Below are 25261 nucleotides of genomic sequence, written 5' to 3' on the forward strand. Positions count from 1 at the left end.
GGCCGGGGGAAGATCGACCGATGCGTCGATCCTCCCGCGCGGTCCTGCTCGCAGCCGCGCCGGCCGTCGTCGGGCTCGCCGGGTTCGTGCTGCACGTGCGCCGGAACATGGGGGCGTGGCCGTCGCAGCTGCGACGGATCGCGGTGCGCTCGCCGCACGCCGCCGGCGGGTCCTTCGCCAATCGCGAACCGGGCCTGCCCCGCCCGGACCTCACGGCCCGGCAGATCGCGACGATGCTGCTCACCCGCCGGGAGCGGGGCCTGCCGCCGGGCCCGATCCCGACGACGGACGCGCCACCGGCCCACGAGCGCGGCGCGCTCGCCGCGACCTGGTTCGGGCACACGAGCGTGCTGCTGGAGGTGGACGGACGGCGGGTGCTGACCGACCCGGTGTGGTCGACGCGCACGTCGCCGGTCCCCGGCTTCGGCCCACGTCGGCTGCACGCCCCGCCCGTGCCGTTGAGCGCCCTCGGTGAGGTCGACGTCGTCCTGATCAGCCACGACCACTACGACCACCTGGACCGGCCCGCCGTCGTCGAGCTGGCCCGGACGACGACGGCGACCTTCGTCGTGCCGCTCGGGGTGGGCGCCCACCTGCGGCTCTGGGGCGTCGCAGGGGACCGCATCGTCGAGGGCGACTGGAACGACGTGCTGGAGGTCGCCGGGCTGACGTTCACGTGCCTGGAGTGCCGCCACTTCTCCGGACGCGGCTTCCACCGGAACACCACGCAGTGGGCGGCGTGGAAGATCGCCGGTCCGGAGCACGCCGTGTACGCGGCGGGGGACACCGGGGCGAGCGCGGTGCACGCGGTGACCGGCGCCGAGCACGGCCCGTTCGACCTGACCCTGATGCCGATCGGTGCCTACGCCGACCTGTGGCCCGACATCCACACCACGCCCGAGCAGGCCGTCGCCGCGCACGTCGCCCTGCGCGGCACGGTGCTGCTGCCGGTGCACTGGGCGACCTTCGCGCTCGGGTTCCACCCCTGGGCGGAGCCCCCGGAACGCACCCTGGCCGCCGCCGCCGACCACGGTGTTCCGCTCGCCCTCCCGCGCCCGGGGGAGCGGCTGGACCTCACCCGTCGTCGGGAAGGGGGAGCGGGGACGGCGTGGTGGCGCCGCCTCTGACCGGACACCGGGGCGGTTCGCGTCAGGCGAGGTCGGGAGCGTGGACGCGCTCGGGTGCGAACACGCGGCGCAGCATGGGCTCGAAGAACTCCAGCGGCTCGCTGTCGTAGCCGGGGTCGAAGGAGTTCTGGTCGTAGCGCGCGCAGAAGGCGACGCAGGCCTGGTACCAGGGCTGGTCGGCGTAGCGGTCGCGGGCGTTCGGGTCGGCGCCGACGTGGTGGAACCAGTAGACGCCTTGGAAGACGCCGTGGTGGCGCATGACCTGGTAGTTGCGGTCGGAGACGTAGGGCCGGACGACGGCCGCGGCGACCTCCGAATGGTTGGCGGGGGCGAGCATGTCGCCGATGTCGTGGACGAGGGCGCAGACCACGGTCTCCTCGTCCTCGCCGGCCCGGTGGGCGCGGGTCGCGGCCTGGAGGCTGTGCTCGAGGCGGGTGACCCGGTAGCCGGTGTGGTCGTCCATGGCGCGCAGCCAGCCCAGCACGCGGTCGGGGAAGCGCGCGAGCTCGGCGTGCTCGTAGGTCTCGAGCAGGGCGTAGTCGGCGGCGGTCCCGTCGGCCATGGCGGTGAACCCGACCGTGGGGCGTCCCGAGGTCATGCGTCCTCCTGAGGCTGGGCGGCCAGCGGCCGGTGCTCGCCGCGCAGCACGCGGCGGCGGGCCATGAGGTCGTCGAACTCCATGTACACGTCCTGGAGGTGGCGGGCGCCGCTGGTGGGGTCGTAGGGCAGCCGGCCGTGCAGGACGCGGTGGGAGTGCACCGTGAGCAGGTCGCCGTCCTCGGCGCCGAAGGTGGCGCGGTAGCGGCCGGAGTCGATGATGCGGGCGAGGTGGCGGTAGGCGTCGTAGAAGGCCTCGACGTCCTCGAACGGCGCCGCGAGGGGCTGGGCGAGCTGGTTGGAGAACCGGAACAGCCGGACCTCACCGCCGGTGTCGAGCTGCACCATGGGGTTCTCGGCCCAGGTGTCCTCGTCGTCGCTGAAGAGCTGGTACGGCACCGGCACGCGGACGAGCGTGTCGAAGTGCTCCGGGGCGTCGCGGCGCAGCTCGGCCAGGGCGGCCCAGCCGTCGACCAGCGTGGACTCCCCGCCGGTGGCCCGGTGGGTGAGGAAGTGCAGGAGCTGGACCGACGGTGGCCAGTCGTAGCTGGGCAGGTCGGTGTGCGGCTTGAGCTCGCCGGGGGTGTGGGCGACGTTGTAGCCGGCCGGGTCGTGACGGACGTTGTGCACGCGCTCGAAGGCGACCTCGCGGACGTGGCCGATGTGCTCGGCGAACCGCTCGACCTCGTGGTCCTCGGACGGGACCCCGCTGACGACCGCGGCGCCGTGCTCCCGGACGGCGTCCAGGTAGGCGAGCTGGCCGTCGGTGCTGCCGACGACGTCGGCGTGCGCGAACCACGGCGGCTCACCCGCCGTCGCGGACCAGAGCGACACCGGACGACGGCGGGCGGCGCGAGCGGCAGGGGAGTAGTCGTAGCGGCGCAACCAGTCCGGCGAGTAGGTCGCGGCCCGTCCGTCGTTCCACTGCACCTGCAGGCCGCGGTCGGGGTCCCAGGCGGCGGTGGTCGGCGCGATGTCGGCCGGGATCGAGCCGGTGAACAGCTTGCGCTCCCCGCTCTGGCGGACGCGGTCGTCGGCGGCCCAGCTGTTGTCGCGCAGCCAGACGTAGTGGAAGTGGCGGGGTTGCCCGTCGAGCACGACGCTCAGGTGCCTCTCGTCGAGCGCGAGGGCGCCGTCGGTCGTGTCGAGTGTCTGGCTCACCGGAGGTCTCCTGGGTGTCGCGATCGGTGGTCCCGTCCAGCGTCGCGGCCGCAGGAGGCGAACTCAAACGACGGAAATCGCCCCTGAGACCCGGGAAATGTGTGGCTCGCCGAGTCACGTGCCTAGGGTCGTCGTCGTGCGCGATCCGCTGCCGCCCCTGCCCGGCGTGCAGGCCTTCGAGGCCGCGGCCCGGCTCGGGAGCTTCGCGGCGGCCGCTGCCGAGCTGCACCTGTCCCCGGCGGCGGTCAGCCAGCGCGTCCGGTCGGTGGAGACCCACCTCGGGGTCCCGCTCTTCGAGCGGCTCGCCCGCAGCGTGGCGCTCACCGAGCTGGGCCGCGCGTACCTGCCCGCGGTCCGCGAGAGTCTCGACGACCTCGCCGCCGCCACGGGAGGGCTGTTCGCGCCGGCCCGCCGGGAGCAGCTCACCGTCCGGACCCAGGTGTCCTACGCGACCACCTGGCTCGCCCCGCACCTGCACCTCTTCCGCGCCGAGCACCCCGAGATCGACCTGCGCCTGGTCTCCGCGGTCTGGGCGGAGGCCCTCGTCCCGGGCGAGGTGGACCTCGACATCCACCAGGGCCGCGGCGCGTGGCCCGGCGTGCACGCCGAGCTCCTCCACCACGACGACGCCGTCGTCGTGCACGGCCCGCGCCACGTCGAGCGCTTCGGTCCGGTGAACGACGTCGCCGACCTCGCCGACCGTCCCCGCATCCGGGTCCTCGGCTTCGACGACGTCTGGCAGCGCCTGCTGCCGCCAGCGCCCGGCGGCCCGACCATCACCGTGGACACCACGGTCACCGCCCTCGAACTCGTCGCGGCCGGCGACGCCAGCGCCGTGGTCCCCGAACGGTTCGTCCGGGCCGCCGTCCGCGAGGGCCGGGTCGCCCTCGCCCTGGCGCGCTCCTTCCCCATGCGGCAGGCCCACTACCTGCTGCGGTCCCACGACGACCCGACGCCCTCCCCGCGGGCCCGGACCTTCCTCGCCTGGCTCGCCCGCCTCGACGAGCACGTCCCCGTGCTGCCCGGCGATGGTGCGACGACGTGAACTCGTCGGTGTCGGGGAGGTGGAGGCAGGTCGCGGGTGCCCGGGACTCGCAGGAGCCCTAGGTCAGGACTAGGTACTTGGCCGGTGTGGCGTGCGCCATGTCGAGGGACTCTGGGTGAACACCAGCCCACCACCTGGAGGCCGCGATGACGCAGAGCCTGGAACGAGCCGAACACGTCCTCGCCGACGCCGTCGTCGACGACCGCGAGTCCGGGGTGGTGAAGGCGAACCGCCGGATCTTCACCGACGAGGAGATCTTCGAACTCGAGATGAAGCACATCTTCGAGGGCAACTGGGTCTACCTCGCCCACGAGAGCCAGGTCTCGGAGCCGGGCGACTACTTCACCACGTACATCGGCCGTCAGCCGATCGTGATCACGCGCGACAAGGACGGCGGGCTGCACTGCCTGATCAACGCGTGCGCACACCGCGGATCGATGCTGTGCCGCAAGAAGCGGGACAACCGCAAGACGCTGACCTGCCCGTTCCACGGGTGGACCTACCGCAACGACGGGACGCTGCTCAAGGTCAAGGACCCCGACGGCGCCGGCTACCCGGACAACTTCGACACCGACGGGTCGCACAACCTCGTCAAGGTGTCGATGTTCGAGAGCTACCGGGGATTCCTGTTCGGCAGCCTCAAGGCCGACGTCCTCCCGCTGACCGAGCACCTCGGTGACACCACCGAACTGATCGACATGATGGTCGACCAGTCGCCGGAGGGCCTGGAGGTGCTGCGCGGGTCGTCCACCTACACCTTCGACGGGAACTGGAAGGTCCAGGCGGAGAACGGCGCCGACGGCTACCACGTCACCGCGCTGCACTGGAACTACGCGGCCACCACCTCGCGGCGCGAGAGCGGCGAGTCGAAGAACGAGACCAAGGCCCTCGACGCCGGCGGCTGGGGCAAGTCCGGCGGCGGCTACTGGTCCTTCCCGCACGGCCACCTGTGCCTGTGGACCTGGAAGGCCAACCCGCAGGACCAGCCACTCTACTCGGAGATCGACACGCTCAAGGAGCAGTTCGGCGACGCGACCGGGGACTTCATGGTCCGCGGCTCCCGCAATCTGTGCCTCTACCCGAACGTCTACCTGATGGACCAGTTCTCGACGCAGATCCGGCACTTCCGTCCGATCGCGCCGAACCAGACCGAGGTCACGATCTACTGCATCGCGCCGAAGGGTGAGAGCGACCAGGCCCGCGCGAACCGCATCCGGCAGTACGAGGACTTCTTCAACGCCTCCGGCATGGCCACCCCCGACGACCTCGAGGAGTTCCGCGCCTGCCAGCTGACCTTCGAGGCCACGACCGCGCCGTGGAACGACATGAGCCGTGGGGTCAAACACTGGATCGACGGTCCCGACGAGGTCGCCTCCGCGCTGGGCATGGACGGCGTCATCTCGTCGGGCGCCAAGAACGAGGACGAGGGCCTCTATCCGGTCCAGCACGGCTACTGGCTGGAGACGATGCGGGCGGCTCTCTCGGCCGAGAAGGAGGCCTGATCATGACGACGACGGAGAAGGCCGCCGGCAACGGCCGCGACGCGGACACCCCCGGCAGCGGGAACGCCCTGATCACCCAGAACCTCATCGAGCAGTTCCTCTACCGCGAGGCGCGCTATCTGGACGACCGCGAGTTCGAGCGCTGGCTGGAGTGCTACGCCGACGACGTCGTGTACTGGCTACCGTGCTGGGACGACCACGACACCCTCACCCAGGACCCGCAGCGCGAGATCTCGCTGATCTACTACCCGAACAAGGGTGGGCTCGAGGACCGGGTGTTCCGGATCCGCACGGAGCGGTCGAGCGCGACCTCGCTCCCGGAACCGCGCACCAGCCACAACATCGCGAACGTCGAGGTGATCGAGCGCCGCGGTGACCTGGTCGACGTCCGCTTCAACTGGCACACCATGTACTTCCGGTACAAGACGGTCGACCCGTACTACGGCACGTCGTTCTACACGATCGACTTCTCCGGGCCGTCGCCGCTGATCCGCCGCAAGACCGTGGTGCTGAAGAACGACTTCATCCACCACGTCGTCGACATCTACCACTTCTAGGGAGGGGTCATGACGACGAGCTTCGACGTCGCGCTCTCCTTCGAGGACGGCGTGACGCGCTTCGTGAAGTGCCGCGAGGGCCAGACGGTCATGGACGCGGCCTACCGATCGAAGATCAACATCCCGGTCGACTGCAGTGACGGCGCGTGCGGCACCTGCAAGTCCTTCCTCGAGTCCGGCGAGTTCGAGATGGACGACTACGTCGAGGACGCGCTCGCGCCCGACGAGGAATCCGCCGGGTACGTCCTGACCTGCAGCATGAGCCCGCGCTCGGACCTGGTCATCCAGATCCCGACCACGTCCGCCGTCGCGAAGACCAGCGCCGGCAGCTTCACCGCGACGATCGCCGAGGTGGCGCGGCTGTCGGAGACGACGGTGTCCTTGACGCTCGACTGTGAGGACCGGGAGAAGCTCGTCTTCCTGCCGGGGCAGTACGTCAACATCGCCGTGCCCGGCACCGACCAGACGCGGTCGTACTCGTTCTCCTCCGGTCCCGACGACGAGCGGCTGAGCTTCCTGATCAAGCTCTCGCCCGGCGGGGTGATGTCGGAGTACCTGGACCAGTGGGCGTCGGTCGGCGACTCGCTGCAGTTCACCGGCCCGCACGGCAGCTTCTTCCTGCGCGAGTCCGACTCGCCGTTGCTGCTGCTCGCGGGCGGGACGGGGCTCGCCCCGATCCTGTCGATCCTGCGCCGCCTGCACGCGAGCGGGAGCGACCGGGAGGCGCACCTGATCTACGGCGCCACCACGGACGACGACGTCGTCGAGCTGGAGACGCTGCGCGGGCTCGAGGAGGTGCTGGAGAACTTCACGTGGGTCCACACCGTGGCCGACGAGAACACCTCCGCCGAGCGGCAGGGCTACGTCACCGCACACACCGAGGCGGAGCACCTGCACGACGGCGCCGCCTCGGTCTACCTGTGCGGCCCGCCGCCGATGGTCGACGCCGTGCGACGCGACCACGCCGACCGGGGCTTCGAGCCCGCGGGCTTCTACTACGAGAAGTTCGCCCTCGCCGCGAAGCCCGACTCCGAGCAGGAGGGCGCGCAGGACCTCGAGGCCGCGGAGCCCGAGACCGACGCGACCACACCGGACGTCGGGAAGACCGGCCATGAGTCGCACACCGAGGAGCGGGAGCCGACGCCCGCGCCGGTGGTGCTCGACCCCGAGCCATCGGCCGAACTGCTGCCGAGCGGGGAGGGCCGCGAGCTCAACGGGGAGATGATCCTGCCGCGGGTCGAGCTGGCGGAGCTGGGCGCCGACGCCCGGATCGCGGCCGCGTCCGACCTGCCGGACGGGTCGCCGGTCGAGGACCTGCCGCGCCGGCTGCTGGGTCGGGTCGTGCTGCCTGCCGGAGAGGGCGGAGTCGGTGGCGACCGGGTCACGGACGACGACGGGCTGCTCGTCGCCGAGGACGCCCGCGGGATCCTCGGGCAGGAGGCGTTCGCGACGAGCGTCGTCGAGCCGCTGGTCGCGCCGCGCGCGCCGGAGCCGGCCGACGAGTCCGTCCCGGGCACCGTCACGACCGACGGCTACGAGATCGGCCAGCAGCACCCGTCGATCCAGGTGTCCGACGCGATCTTCGACGCGCGGCGGGCCCTCGAGCTCGGCGCGCTGGAACTGACGATCGGCCGCATCACCTCGCAGCAGATCGCGGGCTACCGGGTGCTCGCGGAGTCGACCGTGCCGTACGTGGACGTGGCGAACGAGCGCTTCACCGACGCGCACGCCTACACCGAGTCCAACGCCGCGTTCCACGACTACCTGTTCACCCTGACCGGCAACAGCCACCTGCTGAGCGCCTACCAGGACCTCGGGGTCAAGGGACACATGGAGGAGTCGCTGCGCTCGGCGACCTGGTGCGACCCGCGCTGCGCGCAGGACCACCTGGACATCGTGGACGCCATGGAGTCCGGCGACCGCGACGAGGCCCGACGGCTGTTCTCCGAGCACGCCGAGCGGTCCAAGGCGACCACACGGCGTGCGATGAACGAGCGGCAGGCGGCCCGTCGCCCGAGGTTCGTGACGCCGGGTCGCTTCGCCGACCAGGTCGTGATCGTCACCGGCGCGGGCCAGGGCATCGGGGAGACCACGGCGCGCCGCATCCACGCCGAGGGCGGGCTCGTGGTGCTCGCGGACCGCGCGGACACCGTCAAGGAGCTCGCCGCGGAACTCGTGGAGGACCGCACCGAGGGCGTGGGCGACGCGGTCGCCGTGCTCGCGGACCTCGAGACGTGGGAGGGCGCGCAGGCCGTCGTCGACGCCGCGATCGAGCAGTTCGGTCGGGTGGACGTCGCCATCCACGGTGTGGGCGGCACGATCTGGGCGAAGCCGTTCGAGGAGTACGGCCCGGAGGAGATGGAGGCCGAGGTCCGGCGGTCGTTGTGGCCGACGCTGTGGGGGTGCCGCGCCGTGGCGCCCCACATGATCGAGCGGGGGCGGGGCACCGTCGTCAACATCTCGTCGAACGCGACCCGCGGCATCCTGCGGGTGCCGTACGCGGCGGCCAAGGGCGGCGTCAACGCGATCACGTCCGCCCTCGCGATGGAGTTCGCTCCGCACGGGATCCGCGTCGTGGCCACCGCACCCGGCGGCACCGACGCACCCGAGCGCCGGACCCCGCGGGGACCGGCACCGTCCTCCGACCAGGAGCACCAGTGGCGCCACGACATGGTCGAGCAGGTCACGGGGTCGTCGCTGATGAAGCGCTACGGCACGCTCGACGAGCAGGCGGCGGCGATCTGCTTCCTGGCCTCGCCCGAGGCGTCGTACATCACGGGGTCGGTGCTGCCCGTCGCCGGCGGGGACCTCGGCTGACCCCGCCGTGACCGGACCGGAGGACGCCGCGCCCGCCGCGACGCCGCGCGAACGGAGCGAGATCCGTCGGGCCCTGCTCGACGTCCTCGCGCGCGGCCGGGGCACGGTGCTCCTCACCGGTGAGGTCGGGTCGGGCAAGAGCCGGCTCGTCCGCGAGGTGGCGACGAGCCACCCCGACCGGGCGGTGCTCGAGGCGACCGCGGTCGACTGGGAGCAGGACTGCCCGTACGGGGTGATCGCGCAGCTGCTCGGGGTGCCGGTCGACGACCTGGCCGACGACGACCCGTTCACGGCCGCGCGCCGCCTGGTCGAGATCATCGGCGAGCGTCCGACGGTGCTGGTCGTCGACGACGTCCACTGGGTCGATATGGCGTCCTTCCGGGCTCTGTCGACCCTCGCCCGGCACCACCGCGGGACGCCGGTCGTCACGCTGCTCGCGGCCACCCCGGGCGCGGGCCGGTCGGCGCTCGCGGACCTGCTGCGCCGCGCCGCGGACGTGTCGCCGGCGCTGGGGCCGCTGACCGCGCACGAGATCGAGGAGCTCTGCCACGACCGCGGGCGTCCGCTGCCGCCGTGGCTGGTCCAGCGGCTGCGCCGGCACACCGAGGGCAACCCCCGCCACGTCCTCGCGCTCCTCGACGAGGTCGACGGGTGGGACGTCCCCGACCTGCGGCTGCCCGCGCCCCGCGAGGTCGCCGTCCGCGTCCAGGAACGCGTGGCCGGGCTCGGGGACGAGGCCCGGACCCTGGTCGAGACCGTCGCCTGCTTCGCCGAGCCCGCCAGCCTGGACGAGATCGCCCGGACCGCCGACCTCGACGACGTGCTGGAACCCCTCAGCGAGGCGGCCCACGCCGGGCTGGTCACCCGGTTCGGCGGGCGGTCCCTCCCGGTGGTGGGCCCGAGCGACCCGATGGTGCGGGCCGCCGTCCTGGACCTCGTCGGGCCGCACCGGGCGGCGGGCATCCGGCGGCGCGCGGCCGAGGTCGTCGCCGAGCCGCACCGCGCGATGGCCCTGCTCGCGGCCGCCACCCCGGGACAGGACGTCGAGCTCGCGGACCGGCTCACCGAGCTGGCGAACCGGAAGGCCGGGGACGGCGCGTGGTCGGACGCCGCGCACGCCCTGCTGGAGGCGAGCCGGTTGACCGACCGGCACGACCATCGTGAACTGCTGCTCATCCGCGCCGTCGACGCGCTCATCGGCGCCGGCGCCGTGTTCGAGGCCGAGGCACTGATCCCCGCGATCGAGAACCTGCTCGACACCGCGATCCGGAACTCCGTCCTCGGCTACCTCGCAATCCTGCTGGGGCGGACGGCGCAGGCGGAACGGGCGCTCACCCGCGCCTGGGAGCTCTGCGACCCGGCCGACGACCCGGACACCGCGGCCTGGATCTGCCAGCGTCGGGTGCTGCACGCCCTGTGCTGCGGCGACGGTGCCGTCCTCGTCGCGTGGGCGGACCGCGCGACCGCCCTGGTCGGCGCGGACCACCCGGCCGCCGTGGAGGCGCTCGCGATGCGCGGGCTGGGCACGGCCGCGTCCGGTCGTCCCGACGAGGCCCTGGGCGAGTACCGCGACCTCGCCATCCGGGTCCGACGCGGACCCCAGGTCCAGCGCATCACGATGGGCCACGGCTGGCTGCACCTCGTCGTCGGGAGCCTCGACGAGGCCCGCGCCGAGCTCGAGAGCGCCATCCCGACGACGACCCTCGGCGGCTCCTCGCGCATCTCGCTGTGGGCCTCCGGCTGGCTCGCCCGGGCGCACTTCCTCGCGGGGGACTGGGACCTCGCCCTGCGCGCGGTCGCGGACGGCCTGCGCCGGGCCGAGAGCTCCGGCATCGCGATCGTGACGCCGCTCCTCGGCTGGACCGCCGCCCAGATCCACAGCCTGCGCGGCGACCCGGAGCGCGCCGAGCGGGTCCTGCGCGACACGAACGCGGGTGCCGAGGACTACGAGATCATGGCCGTGCCGCGGCGGCTCGCCCGGGCGTCGCTGGCGGAGGCCCGCTCGGACTACGCCGCGGTGGTCCGTGCGCTGGCCCCGCTGACCGGCCTCGGGGAGGACAGCACGGTCGTCCAGCCCGGGTGGTGGCCGTGGCGCGACGTGTACGTCAACGCGCTCGTGCTCGAGGGACACGTCGACGACGCCGAGGCCTTCCTGACCGAGCACGAGGCCCGGGCGAGCGCTCAGCGCAACGGCGCCGAGTGCGCGCGCCTGGCGTGGGCGCGGGGTCGCCTGCACGCCGCGCGCGGTGAACTCGACGCCGCGCGGGAGGCGTTCGAGAGTTCGATCGCGGCGCTGGACACCATGTCGTTGCGCTGGGACCGGGCGCGAGCGCACTTCGCCTACGGCGGGTCGTTGCGTCGGCTCGGGCGTCGTCGCGACGCCGACACCGTCCTGTCGACCGCGCGCGAGATGTTCCTCGCGCTCGGCGCCACCAGCTACGTCGCCCGCTGCGACCGGGAGCTGCGGGCCGGCGGGGTGCACCAGAGCCGGGGCGACCGCGGGGCGCACGACCTGACCGCCCAGGAGGCGGCCGTGGTGCGCCTGGTCAGCACCGGCATGTCCAACAAGGACGTGGCCTCCGAGCTGCAGGTCTCACCCAAGACCGTGCAGTACCACCTGACCCGCATCTACACGAAGGTCGGCGTCCGGTCGCGTACCGAACTGGCCCGCCTGCACCACGACGAGGAGGAGTGACCGGGATGGAGACCGCAACGAAGAGCGCCCGGAGTCTCGTGGGCGACCTCGGGGTGCTGCGGCGGGAGGCAGGCATGGCGATGGCGACCATCGCGAGCCTGGCCGACGACGAGCTCGGGAGGCCGACGCGGTGCGAGGGCTGGACCCGCGCCCACGTCGTCGCCCACCTCGCGCAGGAGGCGGACGTCCTGACGGGCCTCGTCACGGGGGAGGCCGCCGCGCCCGCGGACCTCGAGCAGGCGGTCGACGGGGCGACGGCCCGGCAGCTGGCCGTGCGGCTCGAGCAGGCCGAGCGCCGTCTCGCGGCGGCGTTGGAGGGGCTGCCCCACGGAGCCCGGACGGAGACCGTGACGACTCCGTGTGCCGGGGAGCTGAGCGTGTACGCGCTCCCGGCCCTGCGCACCGCGGAGCTGATCGTGCACCACCACGACCTCGATACCACGTGGCAGTGGCACGAGGCCGGGACGGACGCGATCGTGGACGCGATCGAGATCTGCGTCCTCCGGTTGCAGGGGAACCCCGAGAGTCCCGGCCTGCACGTCGTGGCCCGCGAGGGCGAGGAGTGGACCGTCGGCGACGGCGCGGTCCGACTCGAGGGCTACTACGAGGACCTGCTGCCGTTCCTGGCGCGCGAGCAGGTGGAGGACGGTCTGCGTCACGACGGCGAGCTACCGGTCCTGCCGCCCTGGTGAGGCACCCAGCGGTACCGCTCGTTGCAGCGCGCGCTGCAGGAGGTGCGTACGCTGGTGCGCATGACCGAGCGCATCACGGTGAGCTTCGACGAGGCGGTGGCTCGGCGGGTCCGGCAGTGCGGGGAGAAGGCCCGTGGGGGCGCTTCCGGCTACCTGGAGCGCCTGGTGCGTCAGGACGAGCTGCGTGAGGCGCTGAAGGCCCACGGCCGATGGTTCGCGGCCCACCCTGCGTACGAGTCCGACGCCCACGACGAGGCCGACGCCGCGTCGAGTGCGTAGGGGCGAGGTCTGGCGGTACAGCGGTCTACGGGGGCAGTCCGACAAGCGCCTGGTCGTGTCCGCCGACCTGCTCAACGAGAGTCAGGACGTCGCTATCTGCTACGCCCTGCACGTGGTCGACACGAACCCCGAGTCCCTCCTGGCCGTGGAGACGCCCTGGGGGTGGGCGTCGGTGCTCCTGCTCGACCGGCCGCCGCGGTCGATGCTCACGGACCGGCTCGGGGAGGTCACCGTCGAGCAGCTGGACGCCGTGGACAACGCGCTCCGGGCCGTGCTCGAGCTGTAGCGCCGCGGAGCAGGATGAGTCGCGCGGCAGACGGACACGGCAGGGCCCTCGCCGCTCACGCCGGACCCGGGGACGGCCGGCGTCACGACAGGGGGCTGCCGTCGCTCCCTCTGTGGTGAGCGAGCGGCAGCCGCGTGAACTCGCTCAGCAGGAGTGAGCGGCGGCGCGTGGCGCCGGGCAGGCGTCGCAGGGTCGGCATCCGCGTGGCGAGGGCCTCCAGGGCGACCCGCCCCTCGAGGCGGGCCAGGGGCGCGCCGAGGCAGTAGTGGAGCCCGCCGGAGAACGCGAGGTGCTCCGCCGCCGTCGTCCGGGTCGGGTCGAAGACCTCCGGATCGGTGTGGACGGCCGGGTCCCGACCGGCGGCACCGAGCAGGGCCAGCACCGTGGAGTCGGCGGGGACGGTCGTGCCCGCGAGCTCGACGTCCTCGTGGGGGACGCGGGCGGTGAACTGGACCGGCGGGTCGAAACGGAGGGTCTCCTCGACCACGGCGGCCGCGGTGGACGGGTCGTCGACCAGGTCGTCCCAGCTGCCGGAGGCGAGCATGGCGGCGACGGCGTTCCCGATCAGCCCGCTCGTCGTCTCGAACCCCGCGAGCAGGAGCAGGACGGCCAGGCTGACCGCCTCGTCGTCGTCGACCTCCTCGGCGACGAGCAGGTCGAGGACGTCGTCGGTCCCGCTCCGGCCCTCCCGACGACGGCGGGCCACCAGGTCCGACATCAGGCCGCGCAGCTCGACCACGGCGCGGTCGAGTCGGTGCAGCGCCCGCAGCGACCGCACCCCGCCCAGCCCGGCGCCGACCGCCCGGCCCCAGTGGCCGAAGGTCTCCGCGTCCGCGTCGGGCACGCCGAGGATGTCCGCGATGACGGCGACCGGCAGGGGGACCGCGACGTCGGCGACGAGGTCGAAGCGGTCCTTCCGTGACGCGGCATCGACGAGCCGCTCGGCCACGCTCCGGGCCAGGTGCTCGCGCGCTGCGACCCGCGCCGGGGTGAAGGCCGGGGCCACGAGGCGACGCAGCCGGGTGTGGTCGGGCGGGTCGAGGCCGAGGATCGAGAGGTCGACCGGCTCGAGGAGCGGGTCACGGGCGCCGTCGACGGCACCGCCGGGCGTGCCGCCGGCGCGGGTCCGGACGCCGAAGCGGCGGTCGCGGACGACCTCCCGGCACAGCTCTGCGGTCGCCACCACGAGGACGCCGCTCCGGCTGACGAACGGTTGTGGGCCCTCGCGCAGCTGCCGGTGGACCTGGTGCGGCCGGTCGACCCACGGGCGGTACATCAGACGCAGCACTGGGTCGCCGCTCCACGCGAGGACGCGGCCACCGCTGCGCATCACCGCGAGACGGCCGCCCAGTCGCAGGTCGCGGGCCACGTCCATCGCGCACCTCCTCGTCCGCAGGATCCCACGTCGAGAGGCACACCAGGCACCTCCGAGCGCCGCGGGAGGTGCGTCATGTGCTTCTCGGTGCGGGGGTTGCGTGCCGATGCGGCCAGCTGCGGGTCGACGTGCGTCGGCGCAACCCTGTCCGACGGACACGGTTCGCTCGTCGGGGGTGTCGAAACGGGACCCGTCCCGTTCGTCGTCGGGATGAGGGACCGGCACGAGGCCGGTCCACCACCCGAGGAGGACGGCCATGACCGCCACGTACACCTTCGACGTCTTCTCCAGCCTCGACGGCTACGGCTCGTACGGCGGCGACGGCGACTGGGGCGGCTACTGGGGCAAGCAGGGCCCCGAGCTGCTCGAGCACCGTCTGCGCTCGTTCGACGCCGAGCACCGGATGGTCTTCGGCGCCACCACATTCCGGCAGTTCGTCGAGATGCTGGCCGCGAGCGACGAGGGCGACGAGGTGCGGGATCCGTGGGTCTCGCGCATGCGCTCGATGCCCGCGACGGTCGTGTCGTCGACGCTGCAGGATCCGCAGGACTGGCCGGACGCGACCGTCGCGACCGGCGACGCTGTCGACGTCGTCCGGCGGCTCAAGGAGGAGTCCGACGTGCCGCTGCGCTCGCACGGCAGCCTGTCGCTGAACTGGGCGTTGCTGGCCGCAGGCCTGGTCGATCGGCTCCAGGTGACGATCTTCCCCGTGCTCACGGGGCGCACCGGGACGGACCCGGTGCTCGCGGTCGCGGCCGACTTCGACCTCGAGCTGCTCGAGCAGCGGACCCTCGACGGCGGCACTCAGGAACTGGTCTACCGCCCGAGCCTCCACGTCGTCGGCGGCTGACCCGGTCGGGCAGGATGAGCGGCCATGGGGCCGTCACCGAGCATCGGGGTCGTCGTGCACCCCACCAAGGTGGTCGAGGGCTCGCTGCGCACGCTGCACGAGTGGGCCGAGCGGCGCGGGGTGCGCCTGCTGGCCCGGGACGACGAGGCCGGTCGCCTGCCGCCGTCCGTCCCGATCGAGACGGTTCCCGACGAGGCCTTCCTCGCCCGGGTCGACGCGCTGGTCAGCCTCGGCGGCGACGGGACGATGCTCGGCGCGATGCGGCTGGTCCTGGCGCGGCCGGTACCGGTGCTCGGCGTGAACTACGGCAACGTCGGGTTCCTGGTGGAGGTGAACCCGGCCGACCTGGGCCACGTGCTCGACCGGCTGCCCGACGGCGAGTTCGTGGTCGAGCCCTACGCGTGCGTCGAGGTGGAGGCCGACGGGGCCGTGGCGACGGCGTTCAACGACGTCGTGCTGGGTGCCGCCGAGGCCGGCGGGTCGGTGGAGCTCGATCTCGAGGTCGAGGGCGTGCAGTTCGGCTACTACCGCTGCGACGCGCTCGTCCTGAGCACCCCGACCGGGTCGACCGCGTACAACTACGCCGCCGGCGGCCCCGTGATCTCGCCGTCGGCCGATGTCCTCGCGATGACCCCGGTGGCCCCGATGACCGGGATCAGCCACTCGATCGTCCTGCCCGCCACCGACACCGTGGGCATCCGCAACGCCGCCCCCGGACGCGAGGCGGTGCTGCGCGTCGACGGCAACGCGTGGGCCGCGCTACGCCCGTCGGCGTCGATCGCCGCGCGGTTGCGACCCGAGGCGGGTCAGGTCGTGCGGATCGACCCCGCGGGCCACGCCCGGCGCAGCCGCCTCAAGCTCAGCCTGCTCGACCTGCCGTTGCGACCCGGCCAGATCGCCGAGCTGCTGCCGGACGAGGTGCGCGACGAGGTCCGGCGGCTGCGCGGTCGGCTGGAGGGTTAGGAAACGGCAGGGACGACCGCTCCGGTCACCAGGTCGACGAGGCTCGTCGGGTCCTGCGGGAGGACCGGCCCCGACCACGCGACGTGCTGGTCGGGTCGGACGAGCCGCACGGAGCCGTTGCCCTCCGGGAGGACGGTGAGCGGGACGCTCCGTCGCGCACAGACCTCGCGCAGGCCGGCGACGTCGTGGCCGGGTCCGGTGAGCAGGGTGAACCCGGGCCCGAGCACGTCGTACAGCGACCGGCCGTCGGGGAGCCAGGCGTGCGGCAGCCGCCCTCCGGCCCCGGGGGCGACGACGGGGGAGTGGCCGTGGTCGACGTCGAGGACGAGGTCCAGGGCGTGGAACTCGGCGTGCTTGGTCGCCTGGATGCGCTCGTCGGCGGCACGGCGGGCGGCCGCGCCGGCGGGGGTGTCGGCGTCGAGGTCGTCGGTGACGAGGTCGGTCGACAGGGTCCTCATGTTCTCGTGCGCCGCGCGGACGACCCGGTCCTGCACGGGGCGTCGTTCGGCCTCGTAGCTGTCGAGCAGGGCCGGACCACCCCAGCCCTGCAGGACTGCGGCGAGCTTCCACCCGAGGTCGACCGCGTCGCCGATGCCGGTGTTCAGTCCGTGGCCGCCGAACGGCGGGTTGAGGTGCGCGGCGTCCCCGGCGAGGAACACCCGGCCGACGCGCAGCGTGTCGACCAGTTGCATGCGTGCGGTCCAGGGATCGCTCGAGAGCACCGTGGCGCCCACCGGCGTCCCGGCGGCGGCGTCGATGACGGCCGGCCCGTCGCGGTCGCCGGTCTCCCGGTCGAGGCCGAAGGCGATGATCCACCACGTGTCGTCGCGGTCGAGCGGGCCGAGCAGCGCCGGGGCGGACGGGTTGACGGTCCAGTACTGGACGGCGGGGCCGTGCCGGACCCGTGCCGAGAGCCCGGGCGCGCGGAACACCATCCCGTAGTTCGGGCGCAGGGCGTGCTCGCCGACGTAGGACGCGCCGATGCACTCCCGCACCGCGCTGCGCGGGCCGTCGCACCCCAGGACGTACTCGGCGACGACCGCCCGGCCGTCGTCGAGGCGCACCGTCACCCCGTCCTCGTCCTGGTGCAGGTCGACGACGCGCCGTCCGAGGGCGACCTCGACGGTGTCGAGCTCCTCGACGACCTCGCGCAGCAGCTCCTCCAGGACGAACTGCGGGGCCTGCTGCCCGACCTCGGGGAAGCGGTCGCCCTCCGCGGACAGGCCGAGCACGCCGGTGAAGCGGGACAGCTCGTGGCCGGTCAACGACGTGCAGAACACCACGTCGGACGAGAACGACACCGGCAGCGGCGCCCGCTCCCGCAGCCGGTCGGCAATGCCCCACCGCCGGAGATGCTCCATCGTGCGCACGTTGACCGTCTTGCAGCGGGGGCGCGCCCGCGACACCGTCTCCCGCGGCTCGACGACCACGCACCGGATCCCGCGCCGCCCCAGCTCGACGGCGGCCGCGAGCCCGACCGGACCGCCGCCGGCGACGAGAACCTGCGTGCTGTGCCCGGCCCCCGGCGCGGCAGCTCCGCTGCGCTGCGTGCCGCCCACTCAGTAGACCTCCGGCAGCAGCACGTCGGCCGGCGGGTTCTCCGGCCGGTACTTGCCGGCGCGGGCGCCCTCGTGGATCTCGGCCTCCGACAGACCCTGGGCGTGGGCCTCGACGATCTTGTCCGGGTCGAACTACTCGCCGATGGGGTTCTCGGCGAACTCGCGGGAGGCCCACATCCACTCCTTGGACGCGCCCCAGTCGCCGAAGCAGTCGAACTGGATCTCCACGCCGTTGCCCTCGGGGTCGGCGTAGTACATCGACATCGTCAGGCCGTGGTCGAGGCACATGAACGGCGTGATGCCGTGCTCGCGCAGCCGGACGTAGTTGTCGAGCCACTGCCCGAACGTCGCGTACTCGAAGGCGGTGTGGTGCAGACCCGCGCTGGTCGACTTGTTCACCGGGCGGGTGATGGCGGGGTGGGCGATCAGGGCGATGCGGTGGTTGGCCTCGTCGTTGGTCAACCATGCCGCGGCCTCGCTGTAGTGCACGGGCTGCAGGCCGCAGACGAGGCCGTACCAGCCGACCATCTCGTCCAGCTTCAGGGTCACGAACGTGGCGTGGTGCAGCTTCGGCGGGATGATCGGCGCCGTGCGGTGGTCGGTGGGCATGGGGTCCTCCGGTCAGTCGAGGGTCGCGAGCCAGTCGAGAACGGTCTCGACGTACTGCTTCGGGGCGTGCTCGTGCATCGAGTGCGGCATGTCGGGGAAGGAGCGGTAGTCGATCCGCCCGCCGGCGTCGGTGACGATCTCCCGGGCACGGCGGGCCTGGTCGTCGGAGGACGCGCCGGTGAGCCGCCCGGTCCGCTCGTCGACGGTCCGGAAGTGGTGGGTGAGCAGCACCGGGACGCGGACCTGCTCGAGCATCGTGACGTGGTCGCAGGACGCCGTCGCCGTGCCCGAGACGAACGCCCGTCCCCACTCGGGGTCGTACTCGCGCAGGTTCTGCGGCGGGCCCGACGGCGGCCCGGCGTCCTCGTCGGGCGGGAACATCGACGGCAGGTGGCGCAGCATCTCGGGCGGGAGCTCCGTCGGCATCGCCCGCAGCAGGCCGGGCCAGTCACCGATCGACCACTGGTCGCCCAGCCACTTGTTCCACGCCGCGAACACCGGGGCGACGGCCTGGTCGATGCCCTGCCCGAACGCGGGCCGCACCTCGCTGGAGAACAGCGGCGGGTCCTCCCACACCGCACCCCGAATCTGCCCGGGCTTGGCGTACGCCGAGAGCCAGGCGGACAGGATGCCGCCGGAGGACATCCCGCTGACCAGCGTCGGCCGGCCGATGACCAGGTCGACGAAGCGCACGAGGTCGTTGCCGAAGAGGTCGAGCGTGTAGCGGCCCGGCGTCCACGTCGACCGGCCCTGCCCGCGCAGGTCGACGGCGTGCACGTGGAAGTGCTCGGCCAGCAGCCCCATCGCGGCCTCGTAACCCCACCACGACTCGGACTGGCCGGGCACGAGCAGGAGGGCGGGGAGCGACGCGTCGCCGGCGACCGCGTAGTTCATCCGGACCTCGCCGAGGTCCACGGTCCGTTCCGGGTAGGCGTGGGAGACGAACGTGTCGGCGCGGTCCGCGGCCTCGAGCGGCGTCACGACCGGTCCCCGGCCACGAAGCGGTGCTGCATCTGCCCGACCCCGGCGCACCAGGTGACGAGCTCGTCGCCGTCGCCGAGGAACCGCGGCGGTGTCCGGCCGGCGCCGATCCCGGCCGGGGTGCCGGTGAACACGACGTCGCCGGGCAGCAGCGTCACGATCGCCGAGAGCGCGGCGACCAGCTCCGGGACCGTGAAGACCATCGCGCCGGTGCGGCTCTTCTGGACGCTCTCGCCGTTGAGCAGGCAGCCGAGCTCGAGGTCGTCGGGGTCCATGCCGGCGGCCCGCAGCTCGTCGACGCTGACCAGGGCCGGGCCGATCGGCGAGTACCCGGGGTAGGACTTGCCCAGCCCGAACTGCGGGGGCGGGGCGGCGAACTGCGTGGTGCGGTCGGAGACGTCCTGCCCGACGGTGAGCCCGGCGACGTGGTCCCAACCCTGCTCCGCCGGGACGTCACGTCCGCCGCGGCCGATCACGGCGACGAGCTCGACCTCCCAGTCCACGGTGCCCGGGGACAGCCGGATGTCGCCCTGCGGGCCGGTGAAGCTGGAGGCGTACTTGGTGAACACCAGCGGCGTCGTCGGGAGCTCCATGCCCGACTCGGCGGCGTGGTCGCGGTAGTTCAGGCCGACCGCGAAGACCTGGGGCGGGCGCGGGGTGACCGGGCCGAGCGCGGCGAGGTCGAGCGGCACGGCGTCGGCGAGGTCCACCGTCGCGGCCCACTCGTGGAACTCGGCCCACCGGTCGTACACGGCCTGCGGGTCGGCGCCGAAGCGGCCGTCGGAGGCCCGCGCGACGTCGAGCCCGCGCAGGCCCCCGGACGTCTCGACGTCGGGTTCGACCAGGGCCAGCCGACCCGCGTGATTGGCGATGCGCACGTGTGTCCTTCCTAGACGAGGGCGGTGACGCCGTCGGTGAGGCCGAGCAGCGCCCGGCCGTAGACCTCGGCGGAGATGGCCGGGCTGACGACCGCGTGCCGGGACGCGACCTCGGAGTCGCGCCACAGCCGCTGCATCGGGCTGACCTCGGCGAACGAGCCCGCGCCGTGCGCCGAGACCAGCACGCGGATGGCCTCGCGGGCGTTCTCGATGGCGGCGCCGGTGTCCATGCGGACGCGGGCGCGGGCGGCGTGGTCGGGGTAGACGCCGTCCGCGGCGGCCTGGTCGATGTCGGCGGCCGCGCGGTAGGCGAACAGGTGCGCCGCGTCGATCAACGAGGCCGCCTTCGCCACCGCGAGCTGCACCGTCGGGGCCTCGGTCTGCGTGTCATAGAACGTGTAGGAGATGCCCCGCTTGGGGGCCTTCTCCAGGACGAGGTCCAGCGCGGCCTGGGCCAGCCCGAGCTGCGGGCCGGCGAGCACGATCGCGGCGACCGGGATGAACGCCGACCGGTAGAGCGTCTCGTCGGTGTGCTCCGTGGCGTAGCGCCCGCCGATCGCGGCCGGGATCGAGATGACGCGGTGCTCGGGCACCAGCACGTCGCGCGCGACCAGGGTGTTCGACCCGGTCCCGCGCATGCCGGCGACGAACCAGGTGTCCTCGATCGTCAGGTCGGCCATCGGCACCAGCGCCAGGCCCTGGTCGACGACGGCGCCGTCGTCGTCCGGGACGGGGAACCCGACCACCGCCCACTGCGCGTGCAGGCAGCCCGAGGCCCATCCCCAGGAGCCGGTGACGCGGTACCCGCCGTCGACCCGGGTCGCCTCCGCCGTCGGTGCGAGCACCCCCGCGATCCGATGGCCGGGTGTGCCCTCCCAGACGTCCCGCTGCGCCTGGTCCGGGAAGAGGCCCGCGAAGAAGGAACAGACGTTCATCAACGTCGTGACCCAGGCCGTCGACCCGCAGCCCCGCGCGAGCTCGCGGGACACCTCGAGCTTGGTGCGCATGTCGGTCTCGAGCCCGCCGAGCCGTCTCGGTCGCATGATCGAGAACAGGCCCGCCTCATCGATCGCCGCGATGTTCTCGTCCGCGACCCGGCGGTCCTCCTCGGTGCGGGCGGCGTTGCGGGCGAGGATCGGGACGATCTCCCGGGCCCGTCCCACCAGGTCGGCGCGCAACGCCCGCGCCTCGTCCGAGGTCCCGGGCCGATCGAGGGAACAGGCGGACATCGAGGTCGAGTGCATCGTGCACCTCCGGTGGTCGCTGCGGTGTGACCTGAGCCATCCAGGACGCTAGGGCGCTAAGTTATAAGATGTCAACGGGCGCTAGGGTCCTCCGCCGTGGGGACAGTCGAGGACGGGGGCGGGTCGTGACCGCAGGAGCAGGCCGAGGGGTGCGGTCGGTGGCGTCGCGCAAGGCGTCGGCCGTCGACCTCGTGCTGCACGAGATCCGCCGCTCCATCCTGAGCGGGGAGCTGCCACCGGGGCGGCCCTTCACGGTGCCCGCCCTGACCGAGCAGCTCGGGGTCAGTCACGTCCCGGTCCGCGAGGCCCTGCGGCAGCTGGAGGCGCAGGGGCTGATCGTGCTCAGCCCGTCGCGCAGCGCCCTGGTCACCCCGCTGGACCCGGACGACCTGCGGGCGATCTACCGATTGCGGATTACCGTGGAGCCGGAGCTGGCCGCGCTGTCGGCGCCCGACCGCAGCGACGCCGAGATCGCCGACCTCGACGACATGGTGCGCGCCACGTTCGACCACGTGCTCGGGGAGGCGTTCTGGCAGCCCCACCGGGACTTCCACGCCGCCCTCATCGAGCCGGCCGCCAGCCTCTGGGACCGTCGGATGCTGGCGCCGCTCTGGGACGCTTCCGAGCGCTACACCCGCCTGGTCTTCGACCCCGTCGATGCGCCGGAGTCGTTCGCGCGCCGCCGTGCCCACGCGCACGACGAGCTGGTCGACGCCGCCCGCTCCCGGGACCCGGAGCGCGTGCGCGCGGCCGTACGCGAGCACCTGGAGGACAACCTCGCGACGATGCTGGCGCGGATGGACGGGATCGAGGGCGTGACGGCCGAGCACGACGCCAGCGCCTGAGGGGACGCTCGCGTCACCGTCCCTGTCGACGGAGGCGCTCCTGCTTGGCTCGATTGCCGCACGTCGCCATCGAGCACCAGCGGCGACGACGGGTCGGCGACGGGTCGAGGAACACCCACGAGCACCGGTCGCAGCGGCCGACCCGCGGGAGGTCCGGCCCGGCCAGCAGGGTCCCGACGGCGAGCTCGATCCGGAGCGCGGGCAGGTCCGCCCCGTGCTCCTCGACCGTGACCGTCCAGCCCTCGACCGGGTCCGGTCTCGCCTGGCGGTAGGCCTCCACGACCGCCGCGCGGACCGCGGACCCGGCCCCACCCGACGTCAGGAAGGCGTGGAGGTCCTCGCGGAGAGCACGCAGGTCCGCGAGGACGGCGTCCGGGTCGTCCGGGACGGGGACGTCCTCGGCGACCAGGCCCGCGGTGCGGCACCAGGCGAGCAGGTCGTCCCAGGTCCGGAGACGGTCGAGGTCGCGCTCGCGGGTCGGGCCGCCGGCGGTGTTGACGAAGTCGAGCGCCGGGTGACCCGCCACGAAGTCGTCCATGAACTAACCTTACTTCGCATGGAAACGGTTAGGCTCACCGAGGCCTTCGACTTCCGCGGCGATGCCGTGGCGTGGGGCGCGATCGGCGCGGGCGACCCGCTCGTGCTGGTGCACGGGACGCCGTTCTCGTCGGTGGTGTGGCGCCGGATCGCGCCGCACCTCGCGCGGCACCGGCGGGTGTACGCCTTCGACCTGGTCGGATACGGACGCTCGGCGAAGCACGAGGGGCAGGACGTCTCGCTCGGCGTCCAGCCGAAGCTGTTCGCCGCCCTGCTCGACCACTGGGGCGTCGACCGCCCGGACGTCGTCGCGCACGACTTCGGTGGTGCGACCGCGCTGCGCGCCCACCTGCTCGGCGGCCGGGACTACCGGACGCTGACGCTGATCGACCCGGTCGCGCTGAGCCCGCACGGCTCCGCGCTGGTGCAGGCCGCGCGCCGGCATGCGACCGCCTACTCCGAGCTGCCCGACTACGTCCACCAAGCGGTGCTCCGCGCGTACGTGGCCGGAGCGGTGCACCGCACGCTGTCGCCGGCCGAGATGGACGCGTACGTCGCGCCGTGGACCGGGGAGGAGGGGAAGCCCGCGTTCTACCGGCAGATCGCGCAGATGTCCGACCGGTACACCGACGAGATCCAGGACCGGTACGACGAGATGCGGGTGGCGCCGCGGATCCTCTGGGGCGCGCAGGACGGCTGGATCCCGGTCGACCGGGCGTACGAGCTGGCGGCACGTATGCCGAGGGCCGAGCTGCGGGTCGTCGAGGACGCGGGACACCTCGTGCAGGAGGACCGCCCCGAGGCCGTCGTCGCCGCGGTGCTGGACCTCCTCGATCCGGAGGTATGAGGAAGCTACCCTCGCGGTATGAGCGCAGAGCGGGTGACGGTGAGCCTGCCGTCCGAGGTGCTGGCCATGGCACGGCACGCGGTGGCGGCCGGGGAGGCCGACAGCGTGTCGGCGTACGTCGCCCAGGCACTGACGGCGCGCCAGGCGAAGGCGCAGGCGCTCTCGCAGCTCCACGAGGTGCTCGGGGGACGACCCTCCGTCGCAGCGCTGAACGAGGTTCGCGCCCGGCTCGGGCTGCCGCTGCTCCCGACCGCGTGATCGGCGGCAGGGTCCTCGACCTGTCCGCGCTGCTGGCCTTCGCCCGGCAGGACTCGGTCTACGCGGGCGCCCTGGTCTGGACCGCGGTGGAGGAGGACATCGTCCTGCTCGTCCCCGCGACCGCGGCCGGCCTGGCGTGGGCCCGGCTCGACGAGAGCGCCCGGCCGGTCCTCGAGGTTCTCTTCGGTCTGCCGGTCACCGTGGTGGACGATCTCGACGCCGCACGCGCCCGCGAGACCGGGATCCTCCTGGACGGTCGCGATGCGCGGATCGACATCGCACACGCGGCCGTCTGCGCGCAGCAGCGCGGCTGGCCGCTGGTCACGGCAGAAGCCGAGCCCTACGCGGCGCTGGGCGTTCCGCCCGAGATCGAACCGCTTCCCTAGCCGCTCACCTGCTCACGAACCGCTTCCGGCGGAATCGCTTTTCGAGCACCGTCGGAGGTCCGACGTCGCGCCCCGTGGATCACGTCGTCGCCACGAGGGACTTGGCCACCAGGCTGCGCCCCGCGGTGACGATCGCCTCCTCCGGGTCACGTGGTTGCCAGCCCAGCAGCTGCCGGGCCCGCTCGTTCGAGACCTTCTTGACGTGACCCAGCTCGGCCGCCGCGGTGCGGAGCTCCGTCGAGAACAGCGCGCCCGCCCGGACGACGAGGTTCGGGATCGTCCGGGTCGGCACGCGCGCGGCGTCGTCGCCGAGGTGCTCCCGCAGGGTCGCGCCGATCCGGCGCATCGGGATCGCGTCGCCCGTCGAGAGGAGGAACCGTCGACCGGCCGCCTCCGGCGTGGTCATGGCGCTGAGGTGTGCGCTCGCCACGTCGCGGACGTCCACCACCGGGATGGCGATGTCCGGGTAGCCCGGCAGCGTCCCGGCGAGCATGCGCTGGACGAGCTGGTTGGACCCGGAGATGTCGCGACCCAGCACCGGGCCCATGACGGCGACCGGCAGCATCGTCGTGAGCTCCAGGTCCTCGCCCTCGACGAACTCCCACGCGGCCTGCTCGGCGAGGGTCTTGCTCCGCCCGTAGGCGTCCATCCCCGGGCCGTCGAGCACCGACCAGTCGCCCTCGGTGAACGTGTGGTCGGTGCGCGGGTGGCCGAAGCCGACCGCGTGGAAGGCGGACGTGAGCACGACCCGCCGCACCCCGCCGTCGCGTGCTGCACGCAGGACGCGCAGCGTGCCCTCGCGGGCGGGCCGGATGACGTCGTCCTCGTTCCCGACGTGGCCCGGCGCGACCGGCGAGGCGACGTGCAGCACGACGTCGCAGCCCGCGACCGCTTCCGCCCACCCGGCGTCGTCGGTGAGGTCGGCGGCGACGAAGGTCAGGTTCTCGCCGTGTACCAGGCCGGCCTCGGCGAGCACGGCCCGGACCGTGTCCTGCCGGGCGAGGGAACGCACCGTCGTCCGGACGAGGTGGCCCTGCTCGAGGAGCTGCAGGATGCAGTGGCCGGCGATGAAGCCGGACCCGCCGGTCACGAGGACACGCTGTTGCGGGGTGGTCATGGAGGCTCCGGAGGTCGACGGGCGGGGACGAGAGCGATCGTCCGCTCGCCGTCG

General features: G+C 73.2%; 25 protein-coding genes. 15 read left to right on the plus strand and 10 right to left on the minus strand.

The window, feature by feature from the left end; all coding sequences use genetic code 11:
* The first annotated feature begins 20 nt into the window (after window positions 1-20).
* Window positions 21-1127 carry an MBL fold metallo-hydrolase gene (locus QRT03_RS09340; RefSeq protein WP_286052408.1) on the plus strand — a complete coding sequence of 369 codons (1107 nt, stop codon included), beginning with the start codon at window positions 21-23 and terminating at the stop codon, window positions 1125-1127.
* A 22-nt stretch (window positions 1128-1149) separates the two neighbouring features.
* Here the strand turns inward: QRT03_RS09340 and QRT03_RS09345 are convergent, their stop codons facing one another.
* Together QRT03_RS09345 and QRT03_RS09350 are read right to left on the minus strand one after the other, a co-directional pair.
* Entirely contained in the window at window positions 1150-1725 is a 576-nt protein-coding gene (locus QRT03_RS09345) for an HD domain-containing protein (protein ID WP_286052409.1), read from the minus strand.
* On the minus strand, window positions 1722-2885 hold the full coding sequence (locus QRT03_RS09350) for a TauD/TfdA family dioxygenase (RefSeq protein ID WP_286052410.1): 1164 nt from the start codon (window positions 2883-2885) through the stop codon (window positions 1722-1724). Before QRT03_RS09350 ends, QRT03_RS09345 begins: the two co-directional genes overlap by 4 nt.
* 136 nt (window positions 2886-3021) lie before the next feature.
* Between QRT03_RS09350 and QRT03_RS09355 the strand changes: the two genes are divergently transcribed.
* From QRT03_RS09355 to QRT03_RS09390, 8 genes are all read left to right on the plus strand, one after another.
* A complete protein-coding gene (locus tag QRT03_RS09355) occupies window positions 3022-3930 on the plus strand; it encodes a LysR substrate-binding domain-containing protein (protein ID WP_286052411.1) in 909 nt (302 codons plus the stop codon).
* A 146-nt stretch (window positions 3931-4076) separates the two neighbouring features.
* Window positions 4077-5432, plus strand: a complete 1356-nt coding sequence (gene benA, locus QRT03_RS09360; protein ID WP_286052412.1) for a benzoate 1,2-dioxygenase large subunit — start codon at window positions 4077-4079, stop codon at window positions 5430-5432.
* A 2-nt stretch (window positions 5433-5434) separates the two neighbouring features.
* Window positions 5435-5989: a benzoate 1,2-dioxygenase small subunit gene (benB, locus tag QRT03_RS09365; protein ID WP_286052413.1), complete on the plus strand. Its 555-nt coding sequence runs from the start codon at window positions 5435-5437 to the stop codon at window positions 5987-5989.
* A gap of 9 nt (window positions 5990-5998) precedes the next feature.
* Complete coding sequence (benC, locus tag QRT03_RS09370) at window positions 5999-8806, plus strand: benzoate 1,2-dioxygenase electron transfer component BenC (protein ID WP_286052415.1); 2808 nt, start codon at window positions 5999-6001, stop codon at window positions 8804-8806.
* 7 nt (window positions 8807-8813) lie between these two features.
* Window positions 8814-11501: a helix-turn-helix transcriptional regulator gene (locus QRT03_RS09375; protein WP_286052416.1), complete on the plus strand. Its 2688-nt coding sequence runs from the start codon at window positions 8814-8816 to the stop codon at window positions 11499-11501.
* 5 nt (window positions 11502-11506) lie between these two features.
* Window positions 11507-12193: a maleylpyruvate isomerase family mycothiol-dependent enzyme gene (locus tag QRT03_RS09380; RefSeq protein ID WP_286052418.1), complete on the plus strand. Its 687-nt coding sequence runs from the start codon at window positions 11507-11509 to the stop codon at window positions 12191-12193.
* A gap of 60 nt (window positions 12194-12253) precedes the next feature.
* Window positions 12254-12472, plus strand: coding sequence for a hypothetical protein (locus QRT03_RS09385; protein ID WP_286052419.1), 219 nt, complete (start codon window positions 12254-12256; stop codon window positions 12470-12472).
* Entirely contained in the window at window positions 12465-12758 is a 294-nt protein-coding gene (locus QRT03_RS09390) for a hypothetical protein (RefSeq protein WP_286052420.1), read from the plus strand. The genes QRT03_RS09385 and QRT03_RS09390 overlap by 8 nt, the downstream gene beginning before the upstream one ends.
* Window positions 12759-12840: 82 nt before the next feature.
* Here the strand turns inward: QRT03_RS09390 and QRT03_RS09395 are convergent, their stop codons facing one another.
* Window positions 12841-14133, minus strand: a complete 1293-nt coding sequence (locus QRT03_RS09395) for a cytochrome P450 (protein ID WP_286052421.1) — start codon at window positions 14131-14133, stop codon at window positions 12841-12843.
* Between the two features lie 256 nt (window positions 14134-14389).
* Here QRT03_RS09395 and QRT03_RS09400 point away from each other — a divergent pair, with 256 nt between their 5' ends.
* On the plus strand, window positions 14390-14983 hold the full coding sequence (locus QRT03_RS09400) for a dihydrofolate reductase family protein (protein WP_286052422.1): 594 nt from the start codon (window positions 14390-14392) through the stop codon (window positions 14981-14983).
* Between the two features lie 24 nt (window positions 14984-15007).
* Window positions 15008-15946 carry an NAD(+)/NADH kinase gene (locus tag QRT03_RS09405; protein ID WP_286052423.1) on the plus strand — a complete coding sequence of 313 codons (939 nt, stop codon included), beginning with the start codon at window positions 15008-15010 and terminating at the stop codon, window positions 15944-15946.
* On the opposite strand, the gene QRT03_RS09410 is transcribed toward QRT03_RS09405, so the two are convergent.
* The 5 genes from QRT03_RS09410 to QRT03_RS09430 all read right to left on the minus strand — a co-directional run bounded on the left by QRT03_RS09410 (window position 15943) and on the right by QRT03_RS09430 (window position 21202).
* Window positions 15943-17505, minus strand: coding sequence for an FAD-dependent monooxygenase (locus tag QRT03_RS09410; RefSeq protein WP_286052424.1), 1563 nt, complete (start codon window positions 17503-17505; stop codon window positions 15943-15945). The genes QRT03_RS09405 and QRT03_RS09410 overlap by 4 nt on opposite strands.
* A 132-nt stretch (window positions 17506-17637) precedes the next feature.
* Window positions 17638-18114 carry a VOC family protein gene (locus tag QRT03_RS09415; protein ID WP_286052425.1) on the minus strand — a complete coding sequence of 159 codons (477 nt, stop codon included), beginning with the start codon at window positions 18112-18114 and terminating at the stop codon, window positions 17638-17640.
* A 12-nt stretch (window positions 18115-18126) separates the two neighbouring features.
* Entirely contained in the window at window positions 18127-19095 is a 969-nt protein-coding gene (locus tag QRT03_RS09420; RefSeq protein ID WP_286052426.1) for an alpha/beta fold hydrolase, read from the minus strand.
* A complete protein-coding gene (locus QRT03_RS09425; RefSeq protein WP_286052427.1) occupies window positions 19092-19973 on the minus strand; it encodes a fumarylacetoacetate hydrolase family protein in 882 nt (293 codons plus the stop codon). The genes QRT03_RS09420 and QRT03_RS09425 overlap by 4 nt, the downstream gene beginning before the upstream one ends.
* Before the next feature lie 11 nt (window positions 19974-19984).
* Window positions 19985-21202, minus strand: a complete 1218-nt coding sequence (locus QRT03_RS09430; protein ID WP_286052428.1) for an acyl-CoA dehydrogenase family protein — start codon at window positions 21200-21202, stop codon at window positions 19985-19987.
* A 140-nt stretch (window positions 21203-21342) separates the two neighbouring features.
* On the opposite strand from QRT03_RS09430, the gene QRT03_RS09435 reads away from it, so the two are divergent.
* A complete protein-coding gene (locus tag QRT03_RS09435; protein WP_286052429.1) occupies window positions 21343-22062 on the plus strand; it encodes a GntR family transcriptional regulator in 720 nt (239 codons plus the stop codon).
* Window positions 22063-22075: 13 nt separating this feature from the next.
* Here the strand turns inward: QRT03_RS09435 and QRT03_RS09440 are convergent, their stop codons facing one another.
* Window positions 22076-22600 carry a CGNR zinc finger domain-containing protein gene (locus QRT03_RS09440; RefSeq protein WP_286052430.1) on the minus strand — a complete coding sequence of 175 codons (525 nt, stop codon included), beginning with the start codon at window positions 22598-22600 and terminating at the stop codon, window positions 22076-22078.
* Between the two features lie 18 nt (window positions 22601-22618).
* Between QRT03_RS09440 and QRT03_RS09445 the strand changes: the two genes are divergently transcribed.
* From QRT03_RS09445 to QRT03_RS09455, 3 genes are read left to right on the plus strand one after another with little or no spacing between them, the layout of a single operon-like run.
* Window positions 22619-23446: an alpha/beta fold hydrolase gene (locus QRT03_RS09445; protein ID WP_286052432.1), complete on the plus strand. Its 828-nt coding sequence runs from the start codon at window positions 22619-22621 to the stop codon at window positions 23444-23446.
* Between the two features lie 18 nt (window positions 23447-23464).
* Entirely contained in the window at window positions 23465-23704 is a 240-nt protein-coding gene (locus tag QRT03_RS09450) for a hypothetical protein (RefSeq protein ID WP_286052433.1), read from the plus strand.
* A complete protein-coding gene (locus QRT03_RS09455; RefSeq protein WP_286052434.1) occupies window positions 23701-24090 on the plus strand; it encodes a hypothetical protein in 390 nt (129 codons plus the stop codon). The genes QRT03_RS09450 and QRT03_RS09455 overlap by 4 nt, the downstream gene beginning before the upstream one ends.
* 79 nt (window positions 24091-24169) lie before the next feature.
* Here the strand turns inward: QRT03_RS09455 and QRT03_RS09460 are convergent, their stop codons facing one another.
* Window positions 24170-25207, minus strand: a complete 1038-nt coding sequence (locus QRT03_RS09460) for an SDR family oxidoreductase (RefSeq protein ID WP_286052435.1) — start codon at window positions 25205-25207, stop codon at window positions 24170-24172.
* Window positions 25208-25261 lie beyond the last annotated feature (54 nt).

This window comes from Actinomycetospora termitidis, from assembly GCF_030286555.1.
Classification (GTDB): domain Bacteria; phylum Actinomycetota; class Actinomycetes; order Mycobacteriales; family Pseudonocardiaceae; genus Actinomycetospora; species Actinomycetospora termitidis.

Bases quoted from the DNA above. Each gene is read 5' to 3' on its own strand.
- benB (WP_286052413.1), top strand. From the start codon at position 5,435: ATGACGACGACGGAGAAGGCCGCCGGCAACGGCCGCGACGCGGACACC.
- QRT03_RS09395 (WP_286052421.1), bottom strand. From the start codon at position 14,133: ATGGACGTGGCCCGCGACCTGCGACTGGGCGGCCGTCTCGCGGTGATG.
- QRT03_RS09440 (WP_286052430.1), bottom strand. From the start codon at position 22,600: ATGGACGACTTCGTGGCGGGTCACCCGGCGCTCGACTTCGTCAACACC.
- QRT03_RS09450 (WP_286052433.1), top strand. From the start codon at position 23,465: ATGAGCGCAGAGCGGGTGACGGTGAGCCTGCCGTCCGAGGTGCTGGCC.
- QRT03_RS09445 (WP_286052432.1), top strand. From the start codon at position 22,619: ATGGAAACGGTTAGGCTCACCGAGGCCTTCGACTTCCGCGGCGATGCC.
- QRT03_RS09380 (WP_286052418.1), top strand. From the start codon at position 11,507: ATGGAGACCGCAACGAAGAGCGCCCGGAGTCTCGTGGGCGACCTCGGG.
- QRT03_RS09405 (WP_286052423.1), top strand. From the start codon at position 15,008: ATGGGGCCGTCACCGAGCATCGGGGTCGTCGTGCACCCCACCAAGGTG.
- benA (WP_286052412.1), top strand. From the start codon at position 4,077: ATGACGCAGAGCCTGGAACGAGCCGAACACGTCCTCGCCGACGCCGTC.
- QRT03_RS09400 (WP_286052422.1), top strand. From the start codon at position 14,390: ATGACCGCCACGTACACCTTCGACGTCTTCTCCAGCCTCGACGGCTAC.
- QRT03_RS09345 (WP_286052409.1), bottom strand. From the start codon at position 1,725: ATGACCTCGGGACGCCCCACGGTCGGGTTCACCGCCATGGCCGACGGG.
- benC (WP_286052415.1), top strand. From the start codon at position 5,999: ATGACGACGAGCTTCGACGTCGCGCTCTCCTTCGAGGACGGCGTGACG.
- QRT03_RS09385 (WP_286052419.1), top strand. From the start codon at position 12,254: ATGACCGAGCGCATCACGGTGAGCTTCGACGAGGCGGTGGCTCGGCGG.
- QRT03_RS09430 (WP_286052428.1), bottom strand. From the start codon at position 21,202: ATGTCCGCCTGTTCCCTCGATCGGCCCGGGACCTCGGACGAGGCGCGG.
- QRT03_RS09340 (WP_286052408.1), top strand. From the start codon at position 21: ATGCGTCGATCCTCCCGCGCGGTCCTGCTCGCAGCCGCGCCGGCCGTC.
- QRT03_RS09460 (WP_286052435.1), bottom strand. From the start codon at position 25,207: ATGACCACCCCGCAACAGCGTGTCCTCGTGACCGGCGGGTCCGGCTTC.
- QRT03_RS09415 (WP_286052425.1), bottom strand. From the start codon at position 18,114: ATGCCCACCGACCACCGCACGGCGCCGATCATCCCGCCGAAGCTGCAC.